Raw genomic sequence first — 24,409 nt, 5'->3', positions numbered from 1 at the left:
TGAAAATGACAATTCATATTGGCGCCGAAAAAGGCGAAATAGCTGAAACCGTTCTTTTGCCCGGTGATCCCTACCGGGCGAAATGGGCGGCCGAAACGTTTTTGGACGATGTCAAACAGGTCAATAACGTTCGGGGAATGCTCGGCTTTACCGGAAACTGGAAGGGAAACCCCGTAACAATTCAGGGAAGCGGCATGGGAATGCCGTCTCTTTCCATTTATGTAAACGAGTTGATCCGCGATTACGATGCGAAAACCCTGATCCGCATCGGATCCTGCGGGGGGATGCAGGACAGCGTCAAAATTCGTGACGTTATTCTGGCCATGACATCAACCACGCTGAGCACGCCGTCGCGCGGCATCATGAAAGAGCTGAACTTTGCACCCTGCGCCGATTGGGGGCTGCTGCAAGCTGCCGCCACGGCGGCTGCCGCCAAGGGAACGCCGACCCATGTTGGTGGAATTTACTCGTCAGATGTCTTTTATGACGAGCGTCCAGATCTCAATGAACAGATGGTGCGTCACGGCATTCTGGGGGTCGAGATGGAAGCGGCCGAACTTTACATCCTGGCGGCGCGCCACAAATGCCGCGCCTTGGCCGTTCTCACTGTTTCCGACCACCTGTTGACCGGAGAGGCTCTGCCATCATCAGAACGTGAAAGCAGCTTTGGTGAAATGGTGGAAATCGCGCTTCAGACTGCGTTCCCCAACAGCTGATGGTGGGCAGGCACGAGGAAACGGGTGCCTGCCGTTGCTAACGCCCGTGCGAGCGATCATAACCATTGCTCGCAGGGCTGTCCCACCCCTTCAAATCACCATTGGCAGGCGCGAACACCTCGACCAGCAAGGGGTAGCATGCAGCCGTGTCCGAGGAATGTTCCGAGGAACAATCCCCGCCCGGGCAGGCGCTGAGGTTTCCCAGCAAATCAATCTCGGCAAAAAATTCCAGAAAATCTCCGGGGCGCACGGGTGAGGCTTTCATGAAGTACTGACCCGTGTCGCGGGTGAAACCGGTACACATGAAGACGTTCAATACGTCGTGCACCGCTGGTTCGGCTTCGGCCAGCGGAATATTGAGGTGATCCGCAAGCGCGCGGGTCAGGTTGGAATGGCAACAATGGTGGTATTGCGTACCGGACAAAAGGTTGCCCGTATACGGATCGCATCGCGTACCGATGACGTCATGAACCGACCCCCCATAGGAATCGATCCCGTACCACTCCAGCGTATCCGCAATAATCGTGGCCATCGGGCGCAGATGAGGAAAACTGGACCACATCCGCTCTCCGGTGGTCAGATGCGTGCCATGCAGCGCCCGGGTTTTTCCGGAATAGAAGCGTTCCGAAAGGTCGTTTCGGTTCCAGAGGTTCAGATCGCCAACCTGCGGCCCCTCGACGGAAGTGATGCGAAAGAAATGGCCGGCAGGCACTTCAAAACAACGCGCATCGCGTGGCGGCACCAGCACTTCGCCCGTTTTGCTTGCGCGTGCGCGAAGGGACTTCATCCAAGGTACATCCGGTCGTGGCAATGCCTCGTTCGGGTAACAGATGACAGGGGCGACCGCGCGACGGGCTTCGGCATCTTCGGGCGGTTGTAGAGTGTTTTCTGAAACGGTCATGCCGGGCAGAGTGGCGTATTATTCAGCCCTCGGAAAGCCCTATCTTTCAGGCGTCACGCGCCTTCAAGCACCGCAATGGTTGGTCCAGTGCAGTTATTTCGGCACCGCAGAAGCTGCACCGCCAGATGCCGTGGCTCTTGTCCTGCCGCCACCTGCAATCACGTGTCAGCCCGGAATGGCGCGAGCGCCAGAGGAAATAGGCAAACACGCCGGCCGCCAGAAGAAGCAGAAGAACAGGCATCCCTCTGCTTTGCCGATAAACCGTCAGTTTGCAAGCCTTGCCGCCTGTATCAGGCTGCGTTTGCGTATTCGAAAAGCTCTGGTTCCTTGTCAGCCTTCGCAGGTTCGGGCGTGTAATAGGCCCATGCCTGTTCAAGCAGTTCCAGCGCGTCTTGGGCGTCGGTTTTCCGTTTGGATGTGTCTTTGCTCATTGGAGTGATCCTGACTAAAGCTCATCACTCCTCCCTGCCCAAAAAATAAGGCAATGCAGCCGGGGCTGCATCGCCTGTTTTTGCAAGATGGACATGCGAAAATCGCAAATCGGGTCTGTGTTTAGACCGCGCGCTCGACCATCATCTTCTTGATCTCGGCAATCGCCTTGGCCGGGTTCAGACCTTTCGGGCAGGTCTTGGCACAGTTCATGATGGTGTGACAGCGGTAGAGCTTGAACGGATCTTCCAGCTCATCCAGACGTTCACCGGTGGCTTCATCCCGGCTGTCGATGATCCAGCGATAGGCATGCAGCAAGGCCGCAGGGCCAAGATAGCGGTCGCCATTCCACCAGTAGCTGGGGCATGAGGTCGAGCAGCTGGCGCACATCACGCATTCATAGAGACCGTCCAGCTTCTTGCGATCTTCGATGGATTGTTTCCATTCCTTCGCAGGGCGATTGGTCTTGGTTTCCAGCCACGGCATGATGGACGCATGCTGGGCATAGAAATGAGTCAGATCAGGGATCAGGTCCTTGACCACTGGCATATGCGGCAGCGGATAGATTTTCACATCGCCCTTGATCTCATCCATGCCATAGATACAGGCCAACGTGTTGATCCCGTCGATGTTCATCGCGCAAGATCCGCAGATGCCTTCGCGACAGGACCGTCGGAATGTCAACGTCGGATCGATCTCGTTTTTGATCTTGATCAGCGCGTCCAGCACCATCGGACCGCACGTATCCATATCAACGAAATAGGTGTCGACACGCGGGTTCTGCCCGTCATCGGGGTTCCAACGATAGATCTGGAACTTGCGCACGTTCGTGGCGCCGTCCGGCTTTGGCCAGGTCTTGCCGGTGGTAATCCGGGAATTCTTGGGCAGGGTCAGTTGAACCATGTCAATTCTCCATTCAGCACAAGGCCGCCTTTCAGCCTGTCCGGGCGCATTCAGACGCCCCTCGGTTATAATGCCCCCAATGGGCGATGTTCACGTCGAAATCCGGCGAAAGCCAATCCGCAAAGCTTTGCGGATCGTCCCTGTCGATATCAAAGCGCAGAAAGCGCGGGTTGTCGTCAAAGAAAGCTTCGACCTCGGAATGGTGCACGTCATACATACGCGCCCAGCCCCGTTTTACCTCGTCGGCCGTCTGTCCATTGGCCTTGCAGCATCGCTCTAGGTACCTACCGCCGGAATGGTTGGCACGTGATGCGATCCAGTCATCGCGATTGCGCGTGTTCAGCAAGAAATAGGCGTCGGGGTAAGCCGCGTGCAGCTCTCGAAAGAACCGCGCGCCGTCCAGCATGAAGCGCGAATTGACAAAGGCGATATCGGTGAAGGCCCGGACGGCACCGAACCCATCCAGCGGTCTGCGCCCCATGGCAATATTGGTTACCATGCGGTGTGCAAGGTTTAGACCCTGTTCATCTTCCCAATGCACCGAAGGAATCCCGTTGTTCTGAAACAGCTTGTGAAACGAGGTCGTCGCACAGCGGTTCAAGCCGATCAGGATGATCTTGGGATCGCTTTGCCCGGATTGGAGTTTCTCGACCGTCATTGCAAGCACCAGCAAGGCATATACCGCGATGCGCTTGGAAATTCACCATGACTTGCGCTTTTTTGAGCGCCCTTCCGGCATGTGACAGGATCAAAAGCGGCTTGTTTGGCTTCCCGGGTCGATATGGTGCTTACGCCAGTCACACGTTCAACTCCGCTCGAACACTTTGAACGCGGCAAAGCTGTTCTTTGAGGCATGCGCATGCCCTTTGACGGCAAACGGGTTCTCTTCTTCACAATAGAGCTGCCAGCCGGACATGAATTCTTCAACCCACAGGGAATACGGGCGATGGCGCACATGCTGGTTGGAAGGGTTCTGGTCAAAATCAGACGAATAGATAACGACAAAACGCTTTGCCAGCCCGAACAACCGCCGCATGTAGTTCTCGAAAACGCTGTCTTCGGTCAGATGATAAATGACATCCAGCGAAAGAGAAACGTCATGCGGCTCAACCTCGGAATCGGCGTTTTTGAACACCCAATTGGGGCGGGATCGAAAAACTTCGTTGCAGCGACGAACGCAGAGGTCCGAGACATCAAGACCGGTATATTTCGGGATATCAAACAATTGCGCCTGATTTCCGTCGCCCGATCCCAATTCTACAACCGAGTCCACGCCTTCCATCTCGACCATCGTGTTGATGAAATTCGCTTTGTAGACGGCAAGACGCCCGTAAGACCCCGCTCCCGAGGTCTTGCCGCGCTCATATCGGCGTTGCCAATAATCGGTCGAAGAAAACTCTGCCATCTCGCCCCTGTTCCTGACCAGCCTTTAGAACGTCCGCGCTTTGGGCGCGATTTTCTGCAAGCTGATACCGCCTTGGTCCTCGGTCGTCAGCGGATCAACGATGACCGGACGATAGCTGAGCTCAACCTTGCTGCCCTCAACCCGGCTGACCGTGTGAACACGCCAGTTTTCGTCATCACGCTCGCTGAAGTCCTCATGCGCGTGGGCCCCTCGGGATTCCTTGCGGGCCTCGGCGCCGACGATGGTGGCAAGCGCGTTTGGCATCAGGTTCGTCAGTTCAAGGGTTTCCATCAGATCGCTGTTCCAGACCAATGAACGGTCTGTGACCTTCAGGTCGTCCATCTTTGCGGCAATCGCCGTCATCTTCTCGACGCCTTCGGCCATGGTCTTGGCGGTTCGGAACACGGCCGCGTCCGCCTGCATGGTCTTTTGCATCTCAAGCCGAAGATCGGCGGTTGGGATTGAACCGCTGGCGTTACGCACCGCATCAAAACGGTCAAACGCCTTGTCGACCGACGCCTGGTTCAGAACCGGGTTGGGGGATTCGGCGTCGACAACCTTGCCAGCCCGGATCGCTGCCGCCCTGCCAAAGACCACAAGGTCAATCAGCGAGTTCGACCCCAGTCGGTTCGCACCGTGGACCGAGGCACAACCGGCTTCGCCAACGGCCATCAAACCGGGAACAACCGCAGTCGGATCGTCGGCAGTCGGGTTCAGAACCTCACCCCAATAGTTCGTGGGGATACCGCCCATGTTGTAATGCACGGTGGGCAGAACCGGGATCGGTTCCTTCGTGACATCCACACCCGCAAAAATCTTGGCGCTTTCCGAGATGCCGGGCAGGCGCTCCGCCAGAGCCTCGGCAGGCAAGTGGCTGAGGTTCAGGTGAATGTGATCCCCTTCGGCCCCTACGCCACGTCCCTCGCGGATTTCCATGGTCATCGAGCGCGAAACGTAATCGCGCGGTGCGAGGTCCTTGTACTGGGGCGCATAGCGCTCCATGAACCGTTCACCTTCCGAGTTTGTCAGATACCCGCCTTCGCCGCGCGCACCTTCGGTGATCAGACAGCCTGAACCGTAGATGCCTGTGGGGTGGAACTGAACGAATTCCATATCCTGCAAGGCCAGCCCAGCACGGGCCACCATGCCGCCGCCATCACCTGTGCAGGTATGGGCCGAGGTCGCACTGAAATAGGCACGGCCATAGCCACCCGTAGCCAGCACCACCATCTTGGCGTTGAAGACATGCATGGTGCCATCGTCCAGCTTCCAGCAGACGACACCCTGACACTGACCGTCTTCGGACATGATCAGGTCGATGGCGAAGTATTCGATATAGAACTCGGCGTTGTTCTTCAGCGACTGCCCGTACAGAGTATGCAGAATCGCGTGGCCGGTCCGGTCGGCGGCTGCACAGGTGCGCTGTACCGCAGGACCTTCTCCGAATTCAGTAGTGTGTCCACCGAAGGGGCGCTGATAAATCTTGCCCTCTTCCGTCCGGCTGAACGGAACGCCATAGTGCTCCAGCTCGTAGACCGCCTTTGGCGCCTCGCGGGCAAGGTACTCCATCGCGTCGGTATCGCCCAACCAGTCCGAGCCCTTGACAGTATCGTACATGTGCCATTGCCAATGATCGGGGCCCATATTCGACAGCGACGCGGCAATGCCACCCTGTGCAGCCACGGTATGAGAACGGGTTGGGAAAACCTTGGTCACGCAGGCCGTACGCAGGCCTTGTTCCGCCATACCCAATGTCGCCCGCAGACCGGCCCCACCGGCGCCGACAACGACCACGTCATATTCATGCGTTTCGTATTCGTATGCAGCCATTTCTTTCAGCTCCGGGAATTAAAGGGCAATGCGCGCGATGGCGAAGATGCCGGCCGCGGCCGCACCGTAGGACAGGCAGGTCACCAGAATGATCAGGACCTTCTCAAGCGTGCCGTGAACATAGTCTTCAAGCATCACCTGCGCACCGTCTGCGAAGTGTTTGAAGCCAACCGCCAGCGTCAGTGCTGCCACGATGGCCGGGAAGGGCCGCGAGTAGTATTCAAGTACCACGTCAAACGGCTGACCCAGAACCGGGCCGAAGGTGAAAACAAACAAAGGCACAAGGATCAGCAGAGCCACCGAGCTGACTTTCATCGCCCAGAAATGAGCGGTGCCGGATTTCGCCGAGCCAAGGCCAGCGGCGCGTTTGCGGTCGGTCAGATAACGCATGTAAGGCCTCCAATCACGCGACGATGACAAGGGTCAGAAGGGTCAGCACGACCGATCCGATGACGACGGCCCAGCCCAGCTTTGTCGCTGTGGGAAGGTCCAGCCCAATCGCATTGTCCCAGATCAGGTGCCGTACACCGGCCAGCGTGTGATACCAAAGACCCCAAACGGACAGAGCCATCACCAGATCGCCAAGCACCGAAGTAATCACTCCGTTCGCAACGGCGAAGGCCTCGGGCGACGTTGCTGCGGCCAGAAACCACCAGACGATCAGCAGCGCCGCCAGCAGTAGCGCGTTTCCGGTGATGCGTGTCAGGATGGATGTGACCGACGTCAGCTGTGGACGATAGATCGACAGGTGCGGCGAAAGTGGGCGGTTGCCCCGATTTACATCGGCCATGGCGGCTCCTTTTCGGTTGGCTACCGAACGTTTTACTGTTTTTTGCGACACTGTCACGTGCTGCGGGTGCAAAAACCACTAAATTCAGCGCAATTTGACGGATTATTCCGGTATGTGATCACACAAAATATTGTCGTGATCACATTTAACATTCCCCTTCATCAATGTTAGCGATTTCAAGACCAAAGGCATGTGATCACGAATCTCCTGACTGTCATTTCAGGCCTGCCGTTTGCTGCGTCACTTCGCGCAGCAGTTTCTTGCGAATTCGTTCCGGGTAGTCCGCGAAGCCCGAGGCCGAAACGACAAAAGCGCCTTCGCCCACGATGACATTCTCAAAGAAATAGGCCGTCAGGTCCGGTTCACTTTCTTCGATGGCCAACGCATTGACGACAATGCCGCGGTTGCGCAAAGCCGCGTGAACTTGCGTCGGTTCGACGCCTTCATTGGATACGCCGTCCCCGGACAGATCGATCAGTCGCCGTTTGCAATCGGAAACGGACTCAAATGCGTCCAGCGTCGTGTGCAGCGCCTCGCCAATCGCTGTCGAGAAGTTCCGCCAGATGCGTGGATCTTCGGCAACCTGATCGGCAAAACGATCCAGCGCCGCGAAACTGTCAACTCGGGTCCAGGGGATCGTGACCTGCTGGCGCGACGACCCGGTCCATTGCACCAGCATCAACTGCGCCTGACCACGAACCAATGCCTCGGACACGATCGGGTCACGCAGACCAGCGGCCAGCCCGTCCATCTGGATACGAAACTCGCTGGCGTCGACAGAGCCGGAAACGTCAACCGCCAGGGCCAGCGCCAGATCGCAGGCCTGAGCCGCCGGCGCCAGACAAACGCTGGTCAATATCGCGCGCAGAATATGCATGTTGCAAGCCTAGCACGGCTTGCACGCGAATGGCTCACATTACCGTCAGCACGCCTATTGCGGCATGAGCGCCCAATAGTCGAGGTCCAGAAGCACATCCGGCAAATACCGGCCCTCGTCATTCTTCAAAACGAACGGATCGCCACCCTTTGTCGCCACCAGACGCAGGCGGATCGCACCCACGCCGGGAACACCGGTTTCTGCCTTATCCAGAACTTCGGACCAGGCCTTGATCGTGTCGCCCGCGAAACACGGGTTGGCATGCGCGCCGCCATTCAGGCCGACAATCATCTGCGCGTTCGCAAGCCCATTGAACGACAATGTCCGCGCCATCGAGATCACGTGCCCGCCATAGATCAACCTGCCTTCCGGGCGGAACGTCAGGTCGAAATGCACCTTGGCGGTGTTCTGCCACAATCGCGTGGCCAGCATGTGTTCGGCCTCTTCCACGGTGACGCCGTCCACGTGGTCGATTTTCTCTCCGATTTCATAATCGCCCCAACGATGCGCTTCACCGGCCAAAGCGAAATCGTAATTCGAGAAATCCAGACCTTCGGGCACGATCAGATCCTGGGGCGTCAAGGCCTTCTTCAATTCGGGAACAACCGTTTCGGGCGCTGGCGCATTCACGTCTGCCTTGCGCACCATCACCCAACGGACATATTCGATGACGACTTCGTCCAATTGGTTCAAACCACGGGTGCGGACCCAGACGACACCTGTTTTCCCGTTGGAATTCTGTTTGACGCCAATAACCTCGGATACAGATCGCAGGGTATCACCGGCGTAGACGGGTTTCAGCCAACGGCCTTCGCCATAGCCAAGGTTGGCAACCGCGTTCAATGAGACATCCGGAACCGTTTTACCGAAAACCAGATGAAACGCCGCCAGATCATCAAGCGGACTTTCCGGCAAACCGCAATCCCGGGCAAATTCGTCCGAGGAATACAGCGCGTGACGCGCGGGATAAAGCGCATGATACAAACCGCGTTCCCCCTCGGTCACTGTGCGCGGCACGGCGTGTTGCAACACCTGCCCTACGGAATAATCCTCGAAAAATCGACCCGGATTTGTTTTTACCATTACTGCTGTCCCAGTTTCATGTCGGGGGAATAGTCGGCTTCGACCTCTTTGGTCACAGCCTGCGCACACCGCATTACATTGTTGGCTGAGTCGAAGGCATAGGACGGGTCGCCGTACAGCTCCCATCCCTTCGCCAGCGCATCTGACACCTTGTGGCAGAAGGCTGACGTGTCTTCTTCGGTCAACAAACGATAGAGTTTCGCCATGGGGTCAGGTCCTCATGAGCCAAACGGAGACGGACCGACCAGGCCGTGGATATATCCGATAACCCCCAGCAGCACGATCGACGCCACAAAGAACATCGCATCCTTGCCATAGGTACCCGGCTCACTGGGCGTCCAGTCGGGTTCGGCCTTGTTGATCACAACTACTTCGACCACGGCCCATGCCAGAAGACCGCCGAACAGGATGATCGAGGCCAGATCTCCGTTTACCAGCAAATGCGCAAAGGCCCACAGCTTGAATCCACCCAGCATCGGATGGCGAAGCTTGTTCAGCACCCGGCCTTTGGTGCCCGCGGGGCTCATCATGAAGATCGCGATCAGAACCAACAGATTATTGACGTGAATCAGAAAGGTCGGCGGTGCCCAGACATAAATGAAGTCGGTCATGCGATAGCCGAACACCATCAACAGGATCGACGCGACCAGCGCCAGGGCTACTGCCCCCTTGCCCCCGTCGCCCATCGCGGCGCGGCGTTCAGGTGCCACGCGTTTGAACAGATGCGCGGCCCACCACAGCGCCACGCCTAAAATAAGAAGAACAAAGCCCATGCTGGCTTACCCCGCTTGCAAAGCTGAAATCGCCTCTGCTTTTGCCAGAATTTCACGGGCCGTTGCAACGTGCAGGTTTTCAACGATCTTGCCATCCACGACGGCAACACCCTGCCCTTGCGCTTCGGTCTCTTCGAATGCCGAAATTTGGCGGCGGGCCAGATCGATCTCGTCATCCGATGGTGCGAAGGCTGTGTTGGCCACATCGACCTGGGCCGGATGGATCAGAGTTTTGCCGTCAAAGCCCATGTCGCGACCCTGCGCACACTCGGCGGCCAGACCCTCGGCATCCTTGAAAGCGTTGTAAACGCCATCGATGATGATCAGCCCTTCGGCCTTGGCGGCCAACAGGCACAGACCCAGCGAAGTCATCATCGGCAGGCGATCGGGACGAAAGCGGGTTTGCAGTTCTTTGGCCAGATCGTTTGTTCCCATCACGAACCCGGCCATCAGCGGATGCGCGGCGATCTCGGCAGCGTTCAGCATTCCGCGCGGCGTTTCCATCATGGCCCAGATCGGCAATTCTCCGGTGATCGCCGCCAGAGCATCCACGTCAGCCGCCGAATTCACCTTGGGCAACAGGACAACATCGGCATCCATGTCGCGCACCGCCTCGGCATCGGCACGCCCCCATTCGGTGTCCAGCCCATTGATCCGGACGATCTTGACCCGCGCACCATAGCCCCCAGCGGCCAAGGCCCCTTTCAGCGTTTCGCGAGCGTTTTCTTTTTCGTCCGCTGCAACTGCATCTTCCAGATCGAAGATGATCGCATCCACAGGCAAAGAACGGGCCTTGTCCAGGGCCCGGTCCCTCGAGCCAGGAATGTAGAGAACCGAACGATAGGGGCGCAGACGAGGATCCATGGACCACTCCTATTGAAATAAAGTTGCGCGGAATGGGACATTTTTTGCAGGAAAGTTCAAGCACAAAATCGCCGCACCGCAGCAAACCCGACGCAACGTGCGTTCCCTTAACCGGATTTCGTCCCTTGCCACCCACCCTGATCGGCAGTTGGAATCAAAAAGGGGTACGGGATGCAAAAGACGGTGTTCAAGATGACGATGGGGCTTGGGATCATGGTCCTGGTCGCGCAACATGTGCATGCTCAGGGTCAAAACTGTGCGCCCAGAGAAGCTGTATTGGAACGGTTGCACGAGTCCTATGGTGAAACGCGCAGGGGTTTGGGACTGGTCCGGAAAGGCGCCGTCATGGAGCTTTTTGCCTCGGACGAAACCGGCAGCTGGACGATCACGGTGACGTTGCCCAACGGGATCACCTGCCTTGTGGCTTCTGGTCAGGCTTTTGAAGAGGTGGCCGAGGCGCTGCCACCCAATGCCTGATTAAGTAAGCGCGTCCCAGATCAGCTTGCTGCCGGTGAGCGTCAGCAGCACATAGGTAAGCCCGAAGAACAGGCGTTCGGACAACATGAAATGTGCCCGGACGCCCAGCCATGCCCCCAGGATCGCAAAGGGTGTCAGCAGCAAATCCGCCCATAACGTCTGCCATGTGAACATACCCAGATACGCATAAGGTATGAATTTCGCGATATTGATCACCCAGAAAACCAGTACCGTACTGGCTTGAAATTCCGTTTTCGTCAGGCGTTGCGACAATAGATAGACCGCTGCCGGGGGGCCACCGGCATGGCTGACGAAACTTGTGAAACCCGCGACCAGCCCGGCAAATAAACCGGAAGACGGCGGCAGTCGCCTGGCAAACCCGCGCACCCACCCTTTCGACTGCGCGATGTGCCAGATTACGAACCCGACCGAGATGCCACCGATCAGCAGACGCAACAGATCATCATCTGTTGCACGATAAAGCCACGCACCCATCGCCACACCGGGCACGGCGCCAAGGATCAGCAGACGGGAATCCGGCCAGCTCCACCGCCTCCAATAGGGACCCAACGTGGCCACGTCGATCACCATCAAGATCGGCAGCATCAGGGCCAAAGCCTGCCCGGGCGTCAGGATCAAGGCCAGAATCGACGACGAGGCAAAGGCCACGCCGGAACCGAAACCGCCCTTTGAAATACCGGCAAAGATCACGGCAGGGATCGCCACGGCAAAAAACATCAAGTTCAATTCGAACATGTGACAGTCCCGGTTTTGGCTTGTCTCAAAGGCCGTTTAGCGCAATCAAAGCGGGGCCTGCAAACAGTATGCGGTTGTATGCCACGTCGCAGAACTCTTGCCTATTGACGTTTTAACGACTAGCACAACCGCGATTTCAATACCGACCGGATATGGAGAAATTCCAAATGGCCAGACCCAAGATTGCGCTGATCGGCGCGGGGAACATCGGCGGCACGCTCGCACATCTCGCAGCTGTCAAAGAACTGGGTGACGTTGTCCTGTTTGACATCGCAGACGGGCTGCCTCAAGGCAAGGCGCTCGACATCGCTGAATCCGGCCCTTCGGAAGGGTTCGACGCCTCGATGAAAGGCACCAGCGACTATGCCGATATCGCTGGCGCGGATGTGTGCATCGTGACCGCAGGCGTGGCCCGCAAACCGGGCATGAGCCGCGATGATCTGCTGGGCATCAACCTGAAAGTCATGAAGTCGGTTGGTGAAGGCATCGCAGCCCACGCACCCGACGCGTTCGTGATCTGCATCACCAACCCGCTGGACGCGATGGTCTGGGCCTTGCGCGAATTCTCGGGCCTGCCGCACAACAAGGTCTGCGGCATGGCAGGGGTGCTTGACTCGGCGCGCTTTGCACACTTCCTGTCGGAAGAGTTCAACGTCTCGATGCGCGACGTCACCGCCTTCGTTCTGGGCGGCCACGGCGACACCATGGTACCGTCGGTCCGTTACTCGACCGTTGCCGGCATTCCGCTGCCTGATCTGGTCGAGATGGGCTGGACCACGCAAGAGAAACTGGACGCCATCGTGCAGCGTACCCGTGACGGCGGCGCCGAAATCGTTGGCCTGCTGAAAACCGGTTCGGCCTATTACGCGCCTGCAACATCGGCGATCGAAATGGCCGAAGCCTATCTGAAAGACCAGAAACGCGTTCTGCCATGCGCGGCCTACTGCAACGGCGAACTGGGTGTAGACGGGCTCTATGTCGGTGTTCCGACCGTGATCGGCGCAGGCGGCGTCGAGCGTATCGTTGACATCAAGCTGAACGAAGACGAGCAGGCAGGGTTCGACAACTCGGTGAACGCCGTGAAGGGTCTGATCGACGCGTGCAAGGGCATCGACAGCTCGCTGGCGTAAAACAGCCCTGAACTCCGAATAACAGACCGGCCCGTTTCAGGGCCGGTTTTCTTTTGGTCCGCGCATGTCCCGGTCGCAAATGTTGGCGCAAACGCCGCAAATCCCTTTTTTCGAATGTGATTTTCTGACGCTGCGCAGTTTTTTCGAATCGTTTTGCCACATCAGAAATTTTGTGATCACACCCTAAAATCCCGTGATCACAAATGTTGAAAATCTTCGCTAAAAACCCATCGACCATCAAAAAACCCTTTAAACTTGCCCGCTAGACACCCCTATAACGATTAAACGCAGTCAGACGGGACAGTTTCGATGAACATTCACGAATATCAGGCCAAAGCCCTCCTTCGCAGCTATGGCGCACCGGTGTCCGATGGTCGCGCCGTGTTGCGCGCCGAAGAAGCCAAAACCGCAGCAGGTGAGCTGGACGGCCCGCTTTGGGTTGTCAAAGCACAGATCCACGCAGGTGGTCGCGGCAAGGGTTCGTTCAAAGAGGCCGACGCCGGTGAAAAAGGCGGTGTTCGTCTGACCAAATCGGTTGAAGAAGCCGCCGAAGAAGCCAAAAAGATGCTGGGCCGTACTCTGGTCACGCATCAGACCGGTCCGGCAGGCAAGCAGGTCAACCGCATCTATATCGAAGCAGGCTCGGGCATCGAGCGTGAACTGTACCTGGCCCTGCTGGTGGATCGTCAGACCAGCCGCATTTCCTTCGTCTGTTCGACCGAGGGCGGCATGGACATCGAAGAGGTGGCCGCCGCGACGCCCGAGAAAATCCTGTCCTTCTCGGTCGATCCGGCCACCGGTTACATGCCGTATCACGGTCGCCGCATCGCCTTCTCGCTGGGTCTGGAAGGCCCGCAAGTCAAGCAATGCGTCAAACTGATGGGTCAGCTCTATCAAGCCTTCGTCGAGAAGGACATGGAGATGCTGGAGATCAACCCGCTGATCGTTTCCGACAGCGGCGATCTCAAGGTGCTGGACGCCAAGGTCGGCTTTGACGGCAACGCGGTCTACCGCCACCCCGACATCGCCGAGCTGCGCGACACGACCGAGGAAGACCCCAAGGAGCTGGAAGCGTCGAAATACGACCTGAACTACATCGCGCTGGATGGTGAGATTGGCTGTATGGTCAACGGTGCCGGTCTGGCGATGGCGACGATGGATATCATCAAGCTTTATGGTGCCGAGCCTGCCAACTTCCTCGACGTGGGTGGCGGCGCCACTAAAGAGAAGGTGACCGAGGCGTTCAAGATCATCACCAGCGATCCGCAGGTCAAAGGCATCCTGGTCAACATCTTCGGCGGCATCATGCGCTGTGACGTGATCGCCGAGGGTGTCGTGGCCGCGGTGAAAGAGGTCGGCCTAAAGGTTCCGTTGGTTGTGCGTCTGGAAGGAACCAATGTCGAGAAAGGCAAAGAGATCATCAACACCTCTGGCCTGGACGTGATCGCGGCGGACAACCTGAAAGACGGTGCCGAAAAGATCGTGAAGGCGGTCAAGGGGTAAGCTTGTTCAAGTGGGGCTGGCCTCAGGCCCGCCCCATCGCGGCTAAAACCAAGCTGAAAAGCATTGCCGCGCAAGGCCGAAAGAAGCAATCGATCTGATGACCATCCCCATCTTCCTCATAGGTCTTGAACGCGCCACAGGGCGGGCGCGTTTGATGGAGCAGGAGCTGCAAAAGGCAGGCCTGTCGGCGACGCGCGTTAATGCCGTTGATTGCGACGCCGCCACCCGTGAGGATTTCCTGCGCGACTGTCGGGCCGAGGGGCCGTGGGGCTATTTCCATACCAAGGACATGGCCTGCACCCTCAGCCATGCCAAAGCATGGGAGGCGCTGATCGCCTCGGGCGCGGAACAGGCGTTGATCCTTGAGGATGATGTGTTTCTGACACCGGAACTGGCAGACTGGCTGAATGATGCCTCATGGTGGCCCACAGATGCCGATATCGTCCGGTTTGAACGCTGGCGCAGCACGAAGCTTTACGTGGCACTTGGACGCAAGCGGTTGTCCCATTTGGGGCGGGAACTGCGCCTGATGCGTTCGCGCCATCCCGGTGGTGCAGCTTATGCGCTGACACGCGAAGCGGCCCGGCACTTCCTGGCCCAGAAACCCTTTGACATTACGCTGGATGGTTTGTTGTTCAACCCTTCCGCATCGCCGGCGGCGCGTCAGATCAACATCTACCAGGTGATCCCAGCCATGGTCGAACAGGGCAACGAGGCGCCCGGCGAATACAATATGGGGGCACCGCGCGCGCGACCAACAGGCTGGCCTCTGATCCGGCAAAAAGTAAGGCGTGGCATCGCTGAAATCAGCAGCGGCCTGCGTACGACGGCCAACCTGGCCCTGGGACGTGCCACGCTCGAGAAAATTACCTATGCGCCGCAGGTTCTGCCGGCGACTGAACCCAATCAATCCAACACCGCCTAGAGAAAGGGACAAAATGGCAGTCCTCATCGACGAAAACACCAAAGTGATCTGTCAGGGCTTTACCGGCTCGCAGGGTACATTCCACAGCGAACAGGCCATTGCCTATGGCACCAAGATGGTCGGCGGCGTCACCCCCGGCAAAGGCGGGATGGAGCATCTGGGCCTGCCCGTGTTCAACTCGGTCCACGAGGCCAAGCACGTGACCGAAGCCAATGCCAGCGTGATCTATGTGCCGCCGCCATTCGCGGCGGACTCGATCCTCGAGGCGATTGATGCCGAGATGGAAGTGATCGTCTGCATCACCGAAGGCATCCCGGTGCTGGACATGATGAAGGTGAAGCGCGCGCTGGAAGGCAGCAAATCCCGCCTGATCGGCCCGAACTGCCCCGGTGTGATTACACCCGACGCCTGCAAGATCGGCATCATGCCCGGCCATATCCACAAGCGCGGCTCGGTCGGCGTTGTGTCCCGCTCGGGCACCCTGACCTATGAGGCCGTCAAGCAGACCACCGATGTGGGTCTGGGCCAGTCCACCTGCGTGGGTATCGGCGGCGACCCGATCAAAGGCACCGAGCATATCGATGTGCTGGAATGGTTCCTGGCCGATGACGAGACCGAGTCGATCATCATGATCGGTGAGATCGGTGGCTCGGCCGAGGAAGAAGCTGCGCAGTTCCTGGCGGATGAGGCCAAGAAGGGCCGCAAAAAGCCGACCGCCGGTTTCATCGCAGGCCGCACAGCCCCTCCAGGCCGCCGTATGGGCCACGCAGGCGCGATTGTCGCCGGTGGCAAAGGCGGCGCCGAAGACAAGATCGAAGCCATGCGCTCGGCCGGTATCGTCGTGGCCGAAAGCCCGGCGCAGCTGGGCGAAGCCGTGCTGGAAGCGATTGGGTAAGTGACCAAGAACCGGGCATATGCTTTTGGTGCAACGCCCGGCTCGGGGGTGGGCGAGACGCGCCCGCCCATCAATCCTGAAGTTTGCCTTTGGCAATTCCGGGCGGAACAGTAACGATGGGACCAAAGCAAGCCATATCGACCGGCATCCGAAAGACATTTGTCTTTTCGGGCAGAGCGTCGCGTTCTGAGTTTTGGTGGTTTGCCCCTATTGCAATTGTTTTGCCGATCTCCGCCGCATTACTGTTTGACTGGAGCGTTCTCGTAAACTGGGGCACCTCGAGGCTTTTGGTGATCACCGCCGCGTCTTTGCCCCTGCTTTCGGCAATGTGCAGACGGCTGCAGGATACTGGCGAAGATGGGCATCAAGCGCTCTATCCGTTCGCAACAGTATTTATCGTTTGGCTGGGGTATCATGTCTTTCTTGGCTTCGGGTTGCTGATCGGCGGACCGATTCTCCTGTTTCTTCTGGTCATCTTTCTTTTTGTTCCAGTGTTCCTAATCGCGATAGTGACAAGCGCGCTGGTTGCGTCCAATGTTATCGGGTTGATGCTGGTTGCTTCCGACCCAGACAAAAATCGATTTGGGGTGCCGCGTGAAGAGGGCTTCGCATGACCTTCTCCGACGCCATACGCACCTGTTTCTCCAAGTTTTTCACCTTCTCAGGTCGTGCCTCGCGACCCGAATACTGGTTCTTTTTCCTGTTCATCGTGATTTGGAACATCATCGCCGGCATCATCGACTGGCAGTTCTTCACTCAGGTCGCGATCACCGAAAGCGATGAGGTGAAATCTGTCACCGCAACTTCCTCGGCTCCGGTGCAGAGCATCGTCGGCCTGATCGTCTTCTTCCCGCATCTGGCCGTTGCGTGGCGGCGGATGCACGACACCGGGCGCAGTGGGCTGTATGCTCTGCTGCCGATCCTGCTGATCCTTGGGGCCTTTGCCGTCCTGATCTTTGGTATCGGGATCGCCTCGAGTTTTCAGCATGGCGGAACGCTCGACATTTTGTTTACCCGCGCAACATTGCTGATCGTCATCCCGACACTTATCGTTCTGGTGGTGTCGCCCCTCCTGGTGCTGTGGTGGCTGACCCGCCCCAGCCAGCCAGGCACCAATCAATACGGTCCCAACCCACATGAGGTAGCCCAATGACCGAACACTCGCCCAATACTGCCTTTCACGCCTCGAGCTTCATGCAGGGGCACAACGCCGAATACCTGGAACAGCTTTATGCGCAGTACACCAAGAACCCCGGTGCGGTAGACGCTGCCTGGGTCGAGTTCTTCAAGGCCATGGGTGACGCCGCGCCGGATGTGCAGCGCGAGGCCGAAGGGCCGTCTTGGGCGCGGACCGACTGGCCGCCCATGCCTGCCGATGATCTGACCGGTGCGTTGACCGGCGAGTGGGCCGAGATTGACGCCAAGGCCGCAGGCAAGAAGATCAAGGAAAAGGCCGCCGACAAAGGTGTCGAAGTCAGCGATGACCAGATCAAACGCGCGGTGCTGGACAGTCTGCGGGCGCTTATGCTGATCCGGGCCTATCGGATCCGGGGCCATCTGGCCGCCAACCTTGACCCCCTTGGCATGCGCGCGGCCAGCAATCATCCGGAACTGGACCCCAAAACCTACGGCTTCACCGATGCCGATATGGATAGACCGATCTTTATCGACAACGTTCTGGGACTTCAGGTCGCCTCGATGCGGCAGATCGTCGAGATAGTGAAGCGAACCTATTGTGGTACTTTTGCGCTGCAATACATGCATATCTCGAACCCGGAAGAGGCTGCATGGTTGAAAGAGCGGATTGAGGGTTATGGCAAGGAAATCCAGTTCACCAAGGAAGGCCGCAAAGCCATCCTGAACAAGATGGTCGAGGCCGAAGGCTTTGAGAAATTCCTGCACGTCAAGTACATGGGCACCAAGCGCTTTGGTCTCGATGGCGGTGAGGCACTTATTCCGGCGATGGAGCAGATCATCAAGCGTGGCGGCGCGCTCGGCCTCAGTGATATCGTGATCGGGATGCCGCACCGGGGCCGTTTGAACATTCTGGCCAATGTGATGGGCAAACCGTACCGCGCCATTTTCAACGAATTCCAGGGCGGCAGTTTCAAACCCGAAGACGTGGATGGTTCGGGCGACGTGAAATACCACCTCGGTGCTTCAAGCGATCGCGAGTTCGACGGCAACAGCGTGCACCTGTCGCTGACGGCGAACCCGTCGCATCTTGAGGCGGTGAACCCTGTGGTTCTGGGCAAGGTCCGCGCCAAGCAGGATCAGTTGGGCGACACGGACCGCACCAAGGTCATGGCCATTCTGCTGCACGGCGATGCAGCCTTTGCCGGTCAGGGCGTCGTGGCCGAAGGCTTTGGCCTGAGCGGTCTGCGCGGGCATCGCACCGGTGGGACAATGCACATCGTAGTGAACAACCAGATCGGCTTTACCACCGCGCCGCATTTTTCACGCTCCAGCCCATATCCGACGGATATCGCGTTGATGGTCGAGGCGCCGATCTTCCACGTGAACGGGGATGACCCCGAGGCAGTTGTTCATGCAGCCAAGGTGGCGACCGAGTTCCGCCAAAAGTTCCACAAGGACGTGGTTCTGGATATCTTCTGTTATCGCCGGTTTGGTCACAACGAGGGCGACGAGCCCATGTTCACCAACCCGATCATGTACAAGAAGATCAAGACGCATAAGACCACGCTGTCCTTGTACACGGAACGCCTCGTCAAGGATGGCCTGATCCCCGAGGGTGAGATCGAGGATATGAAAGCGGCCTTCCAGGCTCATCTGAACGACGAATTCGAGGCCGGTAAGGACTATAAACCCAACAAGGCCGATTGGCTGGATGGGCGCTGGTCGCATCTTGACAAGAACAAAGACGAATACATGCGCGGCGAGACGGCGATTACGCCGGAAACCATGGCCGAAATCGGCGATGCCCTCACCCGCGCACCAAGCGGATTTGCCATGCACAAGACGGTTGGTCGTCTGCTTGAGCACAAGAAACAGATGTTTGAAACCGGTAAAGGCTTTGACTGGGCCACTGGTGAGGCGCTGGCCTTCGGATCCCTGCTGACCGAGGGCTACCCGGTACGCCTTGCAGGGCAGGACGCCACGCGCGGCACCTTCAGCCAACGCCATTCCGGATTCGTTCATCAGGAAACCGAAGAACGGTATTACCCGCTGAACAACATTCGCGCAGGTCAGTCGCATTACGAAGTGATCGACTCGATGCTGTCCGAATATGCAGTGCTCGGCTTCGAATACGGATACTCGCTGGCCGAACCAAATGCGTTGGTCCTGTGGGAAGCCCAGTTCGGGGACTTCGCCAACGGCGCGCAGATCATGTTCGACCAATTCATCAGTTCGGGTGAATCGAAATGGCTGCGGATGTCCGGCCTGGTCTGTCTGCTGCCGCATGGGTTCGAGGGGCAAGGCCCCGAACATTCGTCGGCAAGGCTGGAGCGGTTCCTGCAAATGTGCGGTCAGGACAATTGGATCGTGGCGAACTGCACGACGCCTGCGAACTATTTCCACATCCTGCGCCGCCAACTGCACCGGACATTCCGCAAGCCGCTGATCCTGGTGACTCCGAAATCACTGCTGCGCCACAAGCTGGCAGTCAGCACCGCAGAGGATTTCACCACCGGATCCAGCTTCCACCGGGTATTGTGGGATGATGCCCAGAAGGGCAATTCCGACACCAAGCTGGTGGCGGATGACAAGATCAAACGCGTGGTGATGTGTTCCGGTAAAGTCTATTTCGACCTGCTGGAGGAACGCGATGCTCGCGGCATCGACGACATTTATCTGATGCGGATCGAACAGTTCTATCCCTTCCCGGCGCATTCTCTGATCAACGAGCTTGAACGGTTCAAGAATGCCGAAATGGTCTGGTGTCAGGAAGAGCCCAAAAACCAAGGTGCGTGGACCTTTATTGAACCCAATATCGAATGGGTTCTTTCCCGGATCGGCGCGAAACATACCCGTCCGGCTTATGTCGGTCGCGCAACCTCGGCCTCGCCCGCAACGGGCCTGGCCAGCCAACACAAAGCCCAACAAGAAGCGCTGGTTAACGAAGCGCTGAGCCTCGAAGGAAAATAAGCGATGACGATTGAAGTTCGTGTTCCCACGCTTGGCGAGTCGGTCACCGAAGCCACTGTTGCAACATGGTTCAAAAAGCCCGGTGATGCGGTCGCCGTGGATGAGATGCTGTGTGAGCTGGAGACTGACAAGGTGACGGTCGAAGTGCCCTCTCCCTCAGCTGGCGTGATGGGTGAGATTGTGGCCGCCGAAGGCGACACGGTTGGTGTCGATGCTCTGCTGGCGACGATTGCTGCCGGTGAAGGTGCAGCCGCGCCTGCCCCGGCAACAGCCGCAGCAACCCCCGAGGCCGCACCCTCTGCATCGGGCGGGTCGGTTGACGTGATGGTGCCCACGCTTGGCGAATCCGTGACAGAGGCGACTGTTTCGACCTGGTTCAAGCAAGTCGGCGACAGCGTCGCGCAAGACGAGATGCTGTGTGAGTTGGAAACCGACAAAGTCTCGGTCGAGGTACCCGCCCCGGCTGCGGGTGTTCTGGCGGAAATCGTCGCGCCGGAAGGTGCAACTGTTGATGCAACCGCAAAGCTGGCCGTCATCTCGGGCGCGGCCGCAGGCGCAGCCCCTGCACCGGCTGCTGCTGCTGCGGCTCCAGCTGCGGCAAGCAGCGGCAAGGATGTTGCAAATGCGCCGTCTGCCGAAAAGGCCATGGCCGAAGCCGGGTTGTCAGCCGATCAGGTTACCGGCACCGGTCGCGATGGTCGCATTATGAAGGAAGATGTCGCCAAGGCGGTTGCAGCTGCTTCGGCCCCCGCACCTGCGGCTGCTTCGCCGGCGCCCGTTGCTCAGGTTCCGCGCGCACCGGTTGCTGCCGAAGATGAGGCGCGCGAAGAGCGTGTACGGATGACCCGTCTGCGTCAGACCATCGCCAAGCGCCTGAAGGATGCGCAGAACACCGCCGCGATCCTGACCACCTATAACGAGGTGGACATGACCGAGGTGATGGCCCTGCGCAATCAGTACAAGGACCAGTTCGAGAAGAAGCACGGTGTGCGCCTGGGCTTCATGTCCTTTTTCACCAAGGCCTGCTGCCATGCCCTGAAAGAAGTGCCCGAGGTCAATGCCGAGATCGATGGCACCGACATCGTCTACAAGAATTTCGTTCACATGGGCGTTGCGGCCGGCACGCCGCAGGGTCTGGTGGTTCCGGTCATTCGCGACGCGGACAGCATGTCCTTTGCAGCCATCGAAAAAGCCATCGCCGAAAAGGGCAAGCGCGCCCGCGATGGCAAGCTTTCGATGGCCGAGATGCAGGGCGGTACCTTCACAATCTCGAACGGTGGCGTCTACGGCTCGCTGATGTCCTCGCCGATCCTGAACCCCCCGCAGTCGGGCATTCTGGGGATGCACAAGATTCAGGAACGACCGATGGTCATCAATGGCGAGATCAAGATCCGCCCGATGATGTATCTGGCCCTGTCCTATGACCACCGCATTGTTGACGGCAAAGGTGCCGTGACCTTCTTGGTTCGTGTGAAAGAGGCGCTGGAAGACCCGCGCCGCCTGCTGATGGATCTGTAACCATGGCGACACATGTACTCTGGCAGGCCGATGTGGCCGATTTCGACGCCTGGCTGAAGGTGTTCCGCGAGGACAAGCCGATGCGCAAGGCCGCGGGTATCCGCGACCTGCATGTCTGGCGCGACCCCGATCAGAAGGACCATGCGATCGCGATGTTCGAGGTAATCAACCTGGACAAGGCCAAAGCATTCTTCGGATCCGAGGAATTGGCGATGCACCATGAACGCGGCGGTATCGCGCATATCTCGATCAAGCTGCTGGAACCCGTTTGACAATAGATATTCCCGACCCGCCAGATCGGGTCGGGGAAGCGCCGGAACGTCCGGTCGATTTAGGAGAATATAATGGCAAATTATGACGTCATCGTAATCGGCGCCGGCCCCGGCGGGTATGTTTGTGCGATCCGTTGTGCACAGCTGGGTCTGAAAACTGCTGTGGCCGAAGGGCGCGAAACATTGGGCGGCACCTGTCTGAACGTGGGCTGCATCCCCTCGAAAGCATTGCTGCATGCCAGCCATCAGCTTCATGAAGCCGAACACAACTTTGTTAAGATGGGCCTGAAAGGCAAATCGCCTTCTGTCGATTGGAAACAGATGCAGACCTACAAGGATGAGGTGATCGAGGGCAACACCAAGGGCATCGAGTTCCTGTTCAAGAAGAACAAGATCGACTGGCTGAAAGGCTGGGGATCGATCCCTGCGGCCGGCAAGGTTCAGGTTGGCGATGAAATCCATGAAACCAAGAACATCATCATTGCGTCAGGCTCCGAACCGTCCTCGCTGCCCGGTGTCGAAGTGGATGAGAAGGTCGTTGTGACCTCAACCGGTGCGCTGTCTCTGGGTAAGATCCCGAAGAAAATGGTGGTTATCGGCGCGGGCGTGATCGGGCTTGAACTGGGTTCGGTGTACAGCCGCCTGGGCGCCGAGGTGACGGTGATCGAATTCCTCAAGGAAATCACTCCGGGCATGGACCCGGAAGTACAGAAGACATTCCAGCGTATCCTCAAGAAACAGGGGCTGAATTTCATCATGGGTGCAGCGGTGCAGAAAACCGAAGCAACCAAGACCAAGGCCAAGGTGACCTACAAGCTGCTCAAGGACGACAGCGAGCATGTGATCGACGCCGATACCGTGCTGGTGGCCACCGGGCGCAAACCATATTCCGATGGTCTGGGGCTGGACGCTCTGGGCGTCGAGATGACCCCGCGCGGCCAGATCAAGGTGGGTGCGGACTGGCAGACCAACGTAGCGGGCATCTACGCCATCGGCGACGTGATCGAAGGCCCGATGCTGGCGCACAAGGCCGAAGATGAAGGCATGGCCGCCGCGGAACAGGTTGCGGGCAAGCATGGCCATGTAAACTATGGTGTCATTCCGGGTGTGATCTATACGTGGCCCGAGGTCGCCAATGTCGGTGAAACCGAGGCGACGCTCAAAGAACAAGGTCGTGCCTACAAGGTCGGCAAGTTCATGTTCATGGGCAACGGCCGCGCCAAAGCCAACTTTGCCTCTGACGGGTTCGTCAAGATCCTGGCCGACAAGGAAACTGACCGTATCCTGGGCGCCCATATCATCGGTCCCGCAGCAGGCGATCTGATCCATGAGGTCTGCGTGGCGATGGAATTCGGCGCATCCGCCGAGGATCTGGCCCTGACCTGCCACGCGCACCCGACCTATTCCGAGGCCGTGCGCGAGGCCGCGCTAGCTTGCGGCGACGGCCCGATCCACAGTTAGGCAGGTCGGGCTCCGCCCGTTTGACGCGTGAAAGGTCCACCGGACCTTTCATCGGCTGCGTCGAACCACGTCAAACCCTGCCACGCGCACCCGACCTATTCCGAAGCGGTGCGTGAAGCGGCACTGGCTTGCGGCGACGGCCCGATCCACAGCTGACAACCTTGACCCCGGCAGCGATCAGCCTGTCGGGGTCAACCAGGCATCCAGATAGGTCTCCAACCTGTCTGTAAATGTCGTCGCTGAATGCAGCGCGCAAAACTTTAGTGACATGGCCTGAATGGCGAAAGCCTGCACACCTTCGGCCAATAACTCGCATGGCACGTCCTTTCGCACCTCTGCAGCTTCGAGCCACAGCATCACGACACGGAAATATCTCTCAAAGCAATAGGCGACCGGTCCTATTTCGGCGACAGCCGTCGCACCGGAATACCTGATCAACAGATCGAATACATATCGCTCGGAGGTTATGAAACTGTGAACCGGTTCCAGCGCAGTGACGATTTCTGCAACAGTTTTGGGTGGCGTTCCGGCCTCGGCCAGATCCAGACAGGCGTTCAGCTTGTCTGCGATCAGAATTTCCATCAGCGCATCCTTGTCGTGAAAATGCGCGAAAAAAGTGCCCTTCGCGACCCCTGCGGCCTTTACGACTTCTTCCACCCGTAACGCTTCATATCCGCCATTGCGGATGACCTCTTCAGCGGCCGCAAGAAGCTTGGCGCGGGTCTTGATCGTACGTTTCTGAACTGTCTTTTGCATGTGGCTCAATCGCATAATTTTTGACCGTGGTCAAATTT

29 protein-coding genes are annotated in these 24,409 nt (G+C 58.1%); 13 read left to right on the top strand and 16 right to left on the bottom strand.

Annotated elements, in window-relative coordinates:
* Positions 1 to 5 precede the first annotated feature (5 nt).
* Positions 6 to 716 (top strand): purine-nucleoside phosphorylase, encoded by a 711-nt coding sequence (gene deoD, locus FIU92_RS01350; RefSeq protein ID WP_152456845.1) that lies wholly within the window; start codon positions 6 to 8, stop codon positions 714 to 716.
* Between the two features lie 37 nt (positions 717 to 753).
* Here deoD and FIU92_RS01345 read toward each other — a convergent pair whose 3' ends face one another.
* From FIU92_RS01345 to FIU92_RS01285, 14 genes are all read right to left on the bottom strand, one after another.
* Positions 754 to 1,617: a DUF1989 domain-containing protein gene (locus FIU92_RS01345; protein WP_152456844.1), complete on the bottom strand. Its 864-nt coding sequence runs from the start codon at positions 1,615 to 1,617 to the stop codon at positions 754 to 756.
* A gap of 46 nt (positions 1,618 to 1,663) precedes the next feature.
* Positions 1,664 to 1,858, bottom strand: coding sequence for a hypothetical protein (locus FIU92_RS01340; protein ID WP_152456843.1), 195 nt, complete (start codon positions 1,856 to 1,858; stop codon positions 1,664 to 1,666).
* A gap of 49 nt (positions 1,859 to 1,907) precedes the next feature.
* On the bottom strand, positions 1,908 to 2,048 hold the full coding sequence (locus tag FIU92_RS22670) for a hypothetical protein (protein WP_171119692.1): 141 nt from the start codon (positions 2,046 to 2,048) through the stop codon (positions 1,908 to 1,910).
* Between the two features lie 121 nt (positions 2,049 to 2,169).
* Positions 2,170 to 2,949: a succinate dehydrogenase iron-sulfur subunit gene (locus tag FIU92_RS01335; protein ID WP_152456842.1), complete on the bottom strand. Its 780-nt coding sequence runs from the start codon at positions 2,947 to 2,949 to the stop codon at positions 2,170 to 2,172.
* A 31-nt stretch (positions 2,950 to 2,980) separates the two neighbouring features.
* Positions 2,981 to 3,607 (bottom strand): sulfotransferase, encoded by a 627-nt coding sequence (locus FIU92_RS01330; protein ID WP_152456841.1) that lies wholly within the window; start codon positions 3,605 to 3,607, stop codon positions 2,981 to 2,983.
* Between the two features lie 147 nt (positions 3,608 to 3,754).
* Positions 3,755 to 4,354, bottom strand: a complete 600-nt coding sequence (locus FIU92_RS01325; protein WP_152456840.1) for a class I SAM-dependent methyltransferase — start codon at positions 4,352 to 4,354, stop codon at positions 3,755 to 3,757.
* Positions 4,355 to 4,378: 24 nt separating this feature from the next.
* On the bottom strand, positions 4,379 to 6,184 hold the full coding sequence (gene sdhA / locus FIU92_RS01320; RefSeq protein ID WP_152456839.1) for a succinate dehydrogenase flavoprotein subunit: 1,806 nt from the start codon (positions 6,182 to 6,184) through the stop codon (positions 4,379 to 4,381).
* Positions 6,185 to 6,202: 18 nt separating this feature from the next.
* The gene (gene sdhD / locus FIU92_RS01315; RefSeq protein WP_117870336.1) at positions 6,203 to 6,574 is read right to left on the bottom strand and encodes a succinate dehydrogenase, hydrophobic membrane anchor protein; all 372 of its coding nucleotides are present in this window, start codon (positions 6,572 to 6,574) and stop codon (positions 6,203 to 6,205) included.
* Positions 6,575 to 6,587: 13 nt separating this feature from the next.
* Entirely contained in the window at positions 6,588 to 6,974 is a 387-nt protein-coding gene (gene sdhC / locus FIU92_RS01310; protein WP_152456838.1) for a succinate dehydrogenase, cytochrome b556 subunit, read from the bottom strand.
* 214 nt (positions 6,975 to 7,188) lie between these two features.
* Entirely contained in the window at positions 7,189 to 7,851 is a 663-nt protein-coding gene (locus FIU92_RS01305) for a DUF1194 domain-containing protein (protein WP_152456837.1), read from the bottom strand.
* A 54-nt stretch (positions 7,852 to 7,905) separates the two neighbouring features.
* Complete coding sequence (locus FIU92_RS01300; protein ID WP_152456836.1) at positions 7,906 to 8,934, bottom strand: MaoC family dehydratase; 1,029 nt, start codon at positions 8,932 to 8,934, stop codon at positions 7,906 to 7,908.
* A complete protein-coding gene (locus FIU92_RS01295) occupies positions 8,934 to 9,140 on the bottom strand; it encodes a DUF1737 domain-containing protein (protein WP_152456835.1) in 207 nt (68 codons plus the stop codon). Before FIU92_RS01295 ends, FIU92_RS01300 begins: the two co-directional genes overlap by 1 nt.
* Before the next feature lie 12 nt (positions 9,141 to 9,152).
* On the bottom strand, positions 9,153 to 9,707 hold the full coding sequence (locus tag FIU92_RS01290) for an NnrU family protein (RefSeq protein WP_152456834.1): 555 nt from the start codon (positions 9,705 to 9,707) through the stop codon (positions 9,153 to 9,155).
* Positions 9,708 to 9,713: 6 nt separating this feature from the next.
* Positions 9,714 to 10,571, bottom strand: a complete 858-nt coding sequence (locus tag FIU92_RS01285; protein WP_152456833.1) for a CoA ester lyase — start codon at positions 10,569 to 10,571, stop codon at positions 9,714 to 9,716.
* Positions 10,572 to 10,742: 171 nt separating this feature from the next.
* Between FIU92_RS01285 and FIU92_RS01280 the strand changes: the two genes are divergently transcribed.
* The gene (locus FIU92_RS01280; protein ID WP_152456832.1) at positions 10,743 to 11,048 is read left to right on the top strand and encodes a hypothetical protein; all 306 of its coding nucleotides are present in this window, start codon (positions 10,743 to 10,745) and stop codon (positions 11,046 to 11,048) included.
* Here FIU92_RS01280 and FIU92_RS01275 read toward each other — a convergent pair whose 3' ends face one another.
* Entirely contained in the window at positions 11,049 to 11,804 is a 756-nt protein-coding gene (locus FIU92_RS01275) for a sulfite exporter TauE/SafE family protein (RefSeq protein WP_152456831.1), read from the bottom strand.
* 167 nt (positions 11,805 to 11,971) lie between these two features.
* Here FIU92_RS01275 and mdh point away from each other — a divergent pair, with 167 nt between their 5' ends.
* The 11 genes from mdh to FIU92_RS23110 all read left to right on the top strand — a co-directional run bounded on the left by mdh (position 11,972) and on the right by FIU92_RS23110 (position 23,771).
* Positions 11,972 to 12,934, top strand: a complete 963-nt coding sequence (gene mdh / locus FIU92_RS01270) for a malate dehydrogenase (RefSeq protein WP_117870353.1) — start codon at positions 11,972 to 11,974, stop codon at positions 12,932 to 12,934.
* A gap of 309 nt (positions 12,935 to 13,243) precedes the next feature.
* Positions 13,244 to 14,437 carry an ADP-forming succinate--CoA ligase subunit beta gene (gene sucC / locus FIU92_RS01265; RefSeq protein ID WP_152456830.1) on the top strand — a complete coding sequence of 398 codons (1,194 nt, stop codon included), beginning with the start codon at positions 13,244 to 13,246 and terminating at the stop codon, positions 14,435 to 14,437.
* Between the two features lie 97 nt (positions 14,438 to 14,534).
* The gene (locus FIU92_RS01260; protein WP_152456829.1) at positions 14,535 to 15,362 is read left to right on the top strand and encodes a glycosyltransferase family 25 protein; all 828 of its coding nucleotides are present in this window, start codon (positions 14,535 to 14,537) and stop codon (positions 15,360 to 15,362) included.
* Between the two features lie 13 nt (positions 15,363 to 15,375).
* Positions 15,376 to 16,257: a succinate--CoA ligase subunit alpha gene (gene sucD, locus FIU92_RS01255; RefSeq protein WP_152456828.1), complete on the top strand. Its 882-nt coding sequence runs from the start codon at positions 15,376 to 15,378 to the stop codon at positions 16,255 to 16,257.
* Between the two features lie 116 nt (positions 16,258 to 16,373).
* Entirely contained in the window at positions 16,374 to 16,871 is a 498-nt protein-coding gene (locus tag FIU92_RS01250) for a DUF805 domain-containing protein (RefSeq protein ID WP_152456827.1), read from the top strand.
* On the top strand, positions 16,868 to 17,410 hold the full coding sequence (locus tag FIU92_RS01245) for a DUF805 domain-containing protein (protein ID WP_152456826.1): 543 nt from the start codon (positions 16,868 to 16,870) through the stop codon (positions 17,408 to 17,410). The genes FIU92_RS01250 and FIU92_RS01245 overlap by 4 nt, the downstream gene beginning before the upstream one ends.
* A complete protein-coding gene (locus FIU92_RS01240; protein WP_152456825.1) occupies positions 17,407 to 20,364 on the top strand; it encodes a 2-oxoglutarate dehydrogenase E1 component in 2,958 nt (985 codons plus the stop codon). Before FIU92_RS01245 ends, FIU92_RS01240 begins: the two co-directional genes overlap by 4 nt.
* 3 nt (positions 20,365 to 20,367) lie before the next feature.
* Positions 20,368 to 21,882 (top strand): 2-oxoglutarate dehydrogenase complex dihydrolipoyllysine-residue succinyltransferase, encoded by a 1,515-nt coding sequence (gene odhB, locus FIU92_RS01235; protein WP_152456824.1) that lies wholly within the window; start codon positions 20,368 to 20,370, stop codon positions 21,880 to 21,882.
* A 2-nt stretch (positions 21,883 to 21,884) separates the two neighbouring features.
* Complete coding sequence (locus tag FIU92_RS01230) at positions 21,885 to 22,154, top strand: hypothetical protein (RefSeq protein ID WP_152456823.1); 270 nt, start codon at positions 21,885 to 21,887, stop codon at positions 22,152 to 22,154.
* A 72-nt stretch (positions 22,155 to 22,226) separates the two neighbouring features.
* Positions 22,227 to 23,615, top strand: a complete 1,389-nt coding sequence (gene lpdA, locus FIU92_RS01225) for a dihydrolipoyl dehydrogenase (RefSeq protein WP_152456822.1) — start codon at positions 22,227 to 22,229, stop codon at positions 23,613 to 23,615.
* A gap of 27 nt (positions 23,616 to 23,642) precedes the next feature.
* Complete coding sequence (locus FIU92_RS23110) at positions 23,643 to 23,771, top strand: hypothetical protein (protein ID WP_256367493.1); 129 nt, start codon at positions 23,643 to 23,645, stop codon at positions 23,769 to 23,771.
* Positions 23,772 to 23,792: 21 nt separating this feature from the next.
* Here FIU92_RS23110 and FIU92_RS01220 read toward each other — a convergent pair whose 3' ends face one another.
* A complete protein-coding gene (locus tag FIU92_RS01220) occupies positions 23,793 to 24,371 on the bottom strand; it encodes a TetR/AcrR family transcriptional regulator (protein ID WP_152456821.1) in 579 nt (192 codons plus the stop codon).
* Positions 24,372 to 24,409: the final 38 nt, after the last annotated feature.

Source organism: Ruegeria sp. THAF33 (assembly GCF_009363615.1).
In the GTDB taxonomy this organism is placed as follows: domain Bacteria; phylum Pseudomonadota; class Alphaproteobacteria; order Rhodobacterales; family Rhodobacteraceae; genus Ruegeria.
This window is presented reverse-complemented; position numbering and strand designations above follow the sequence as displayed.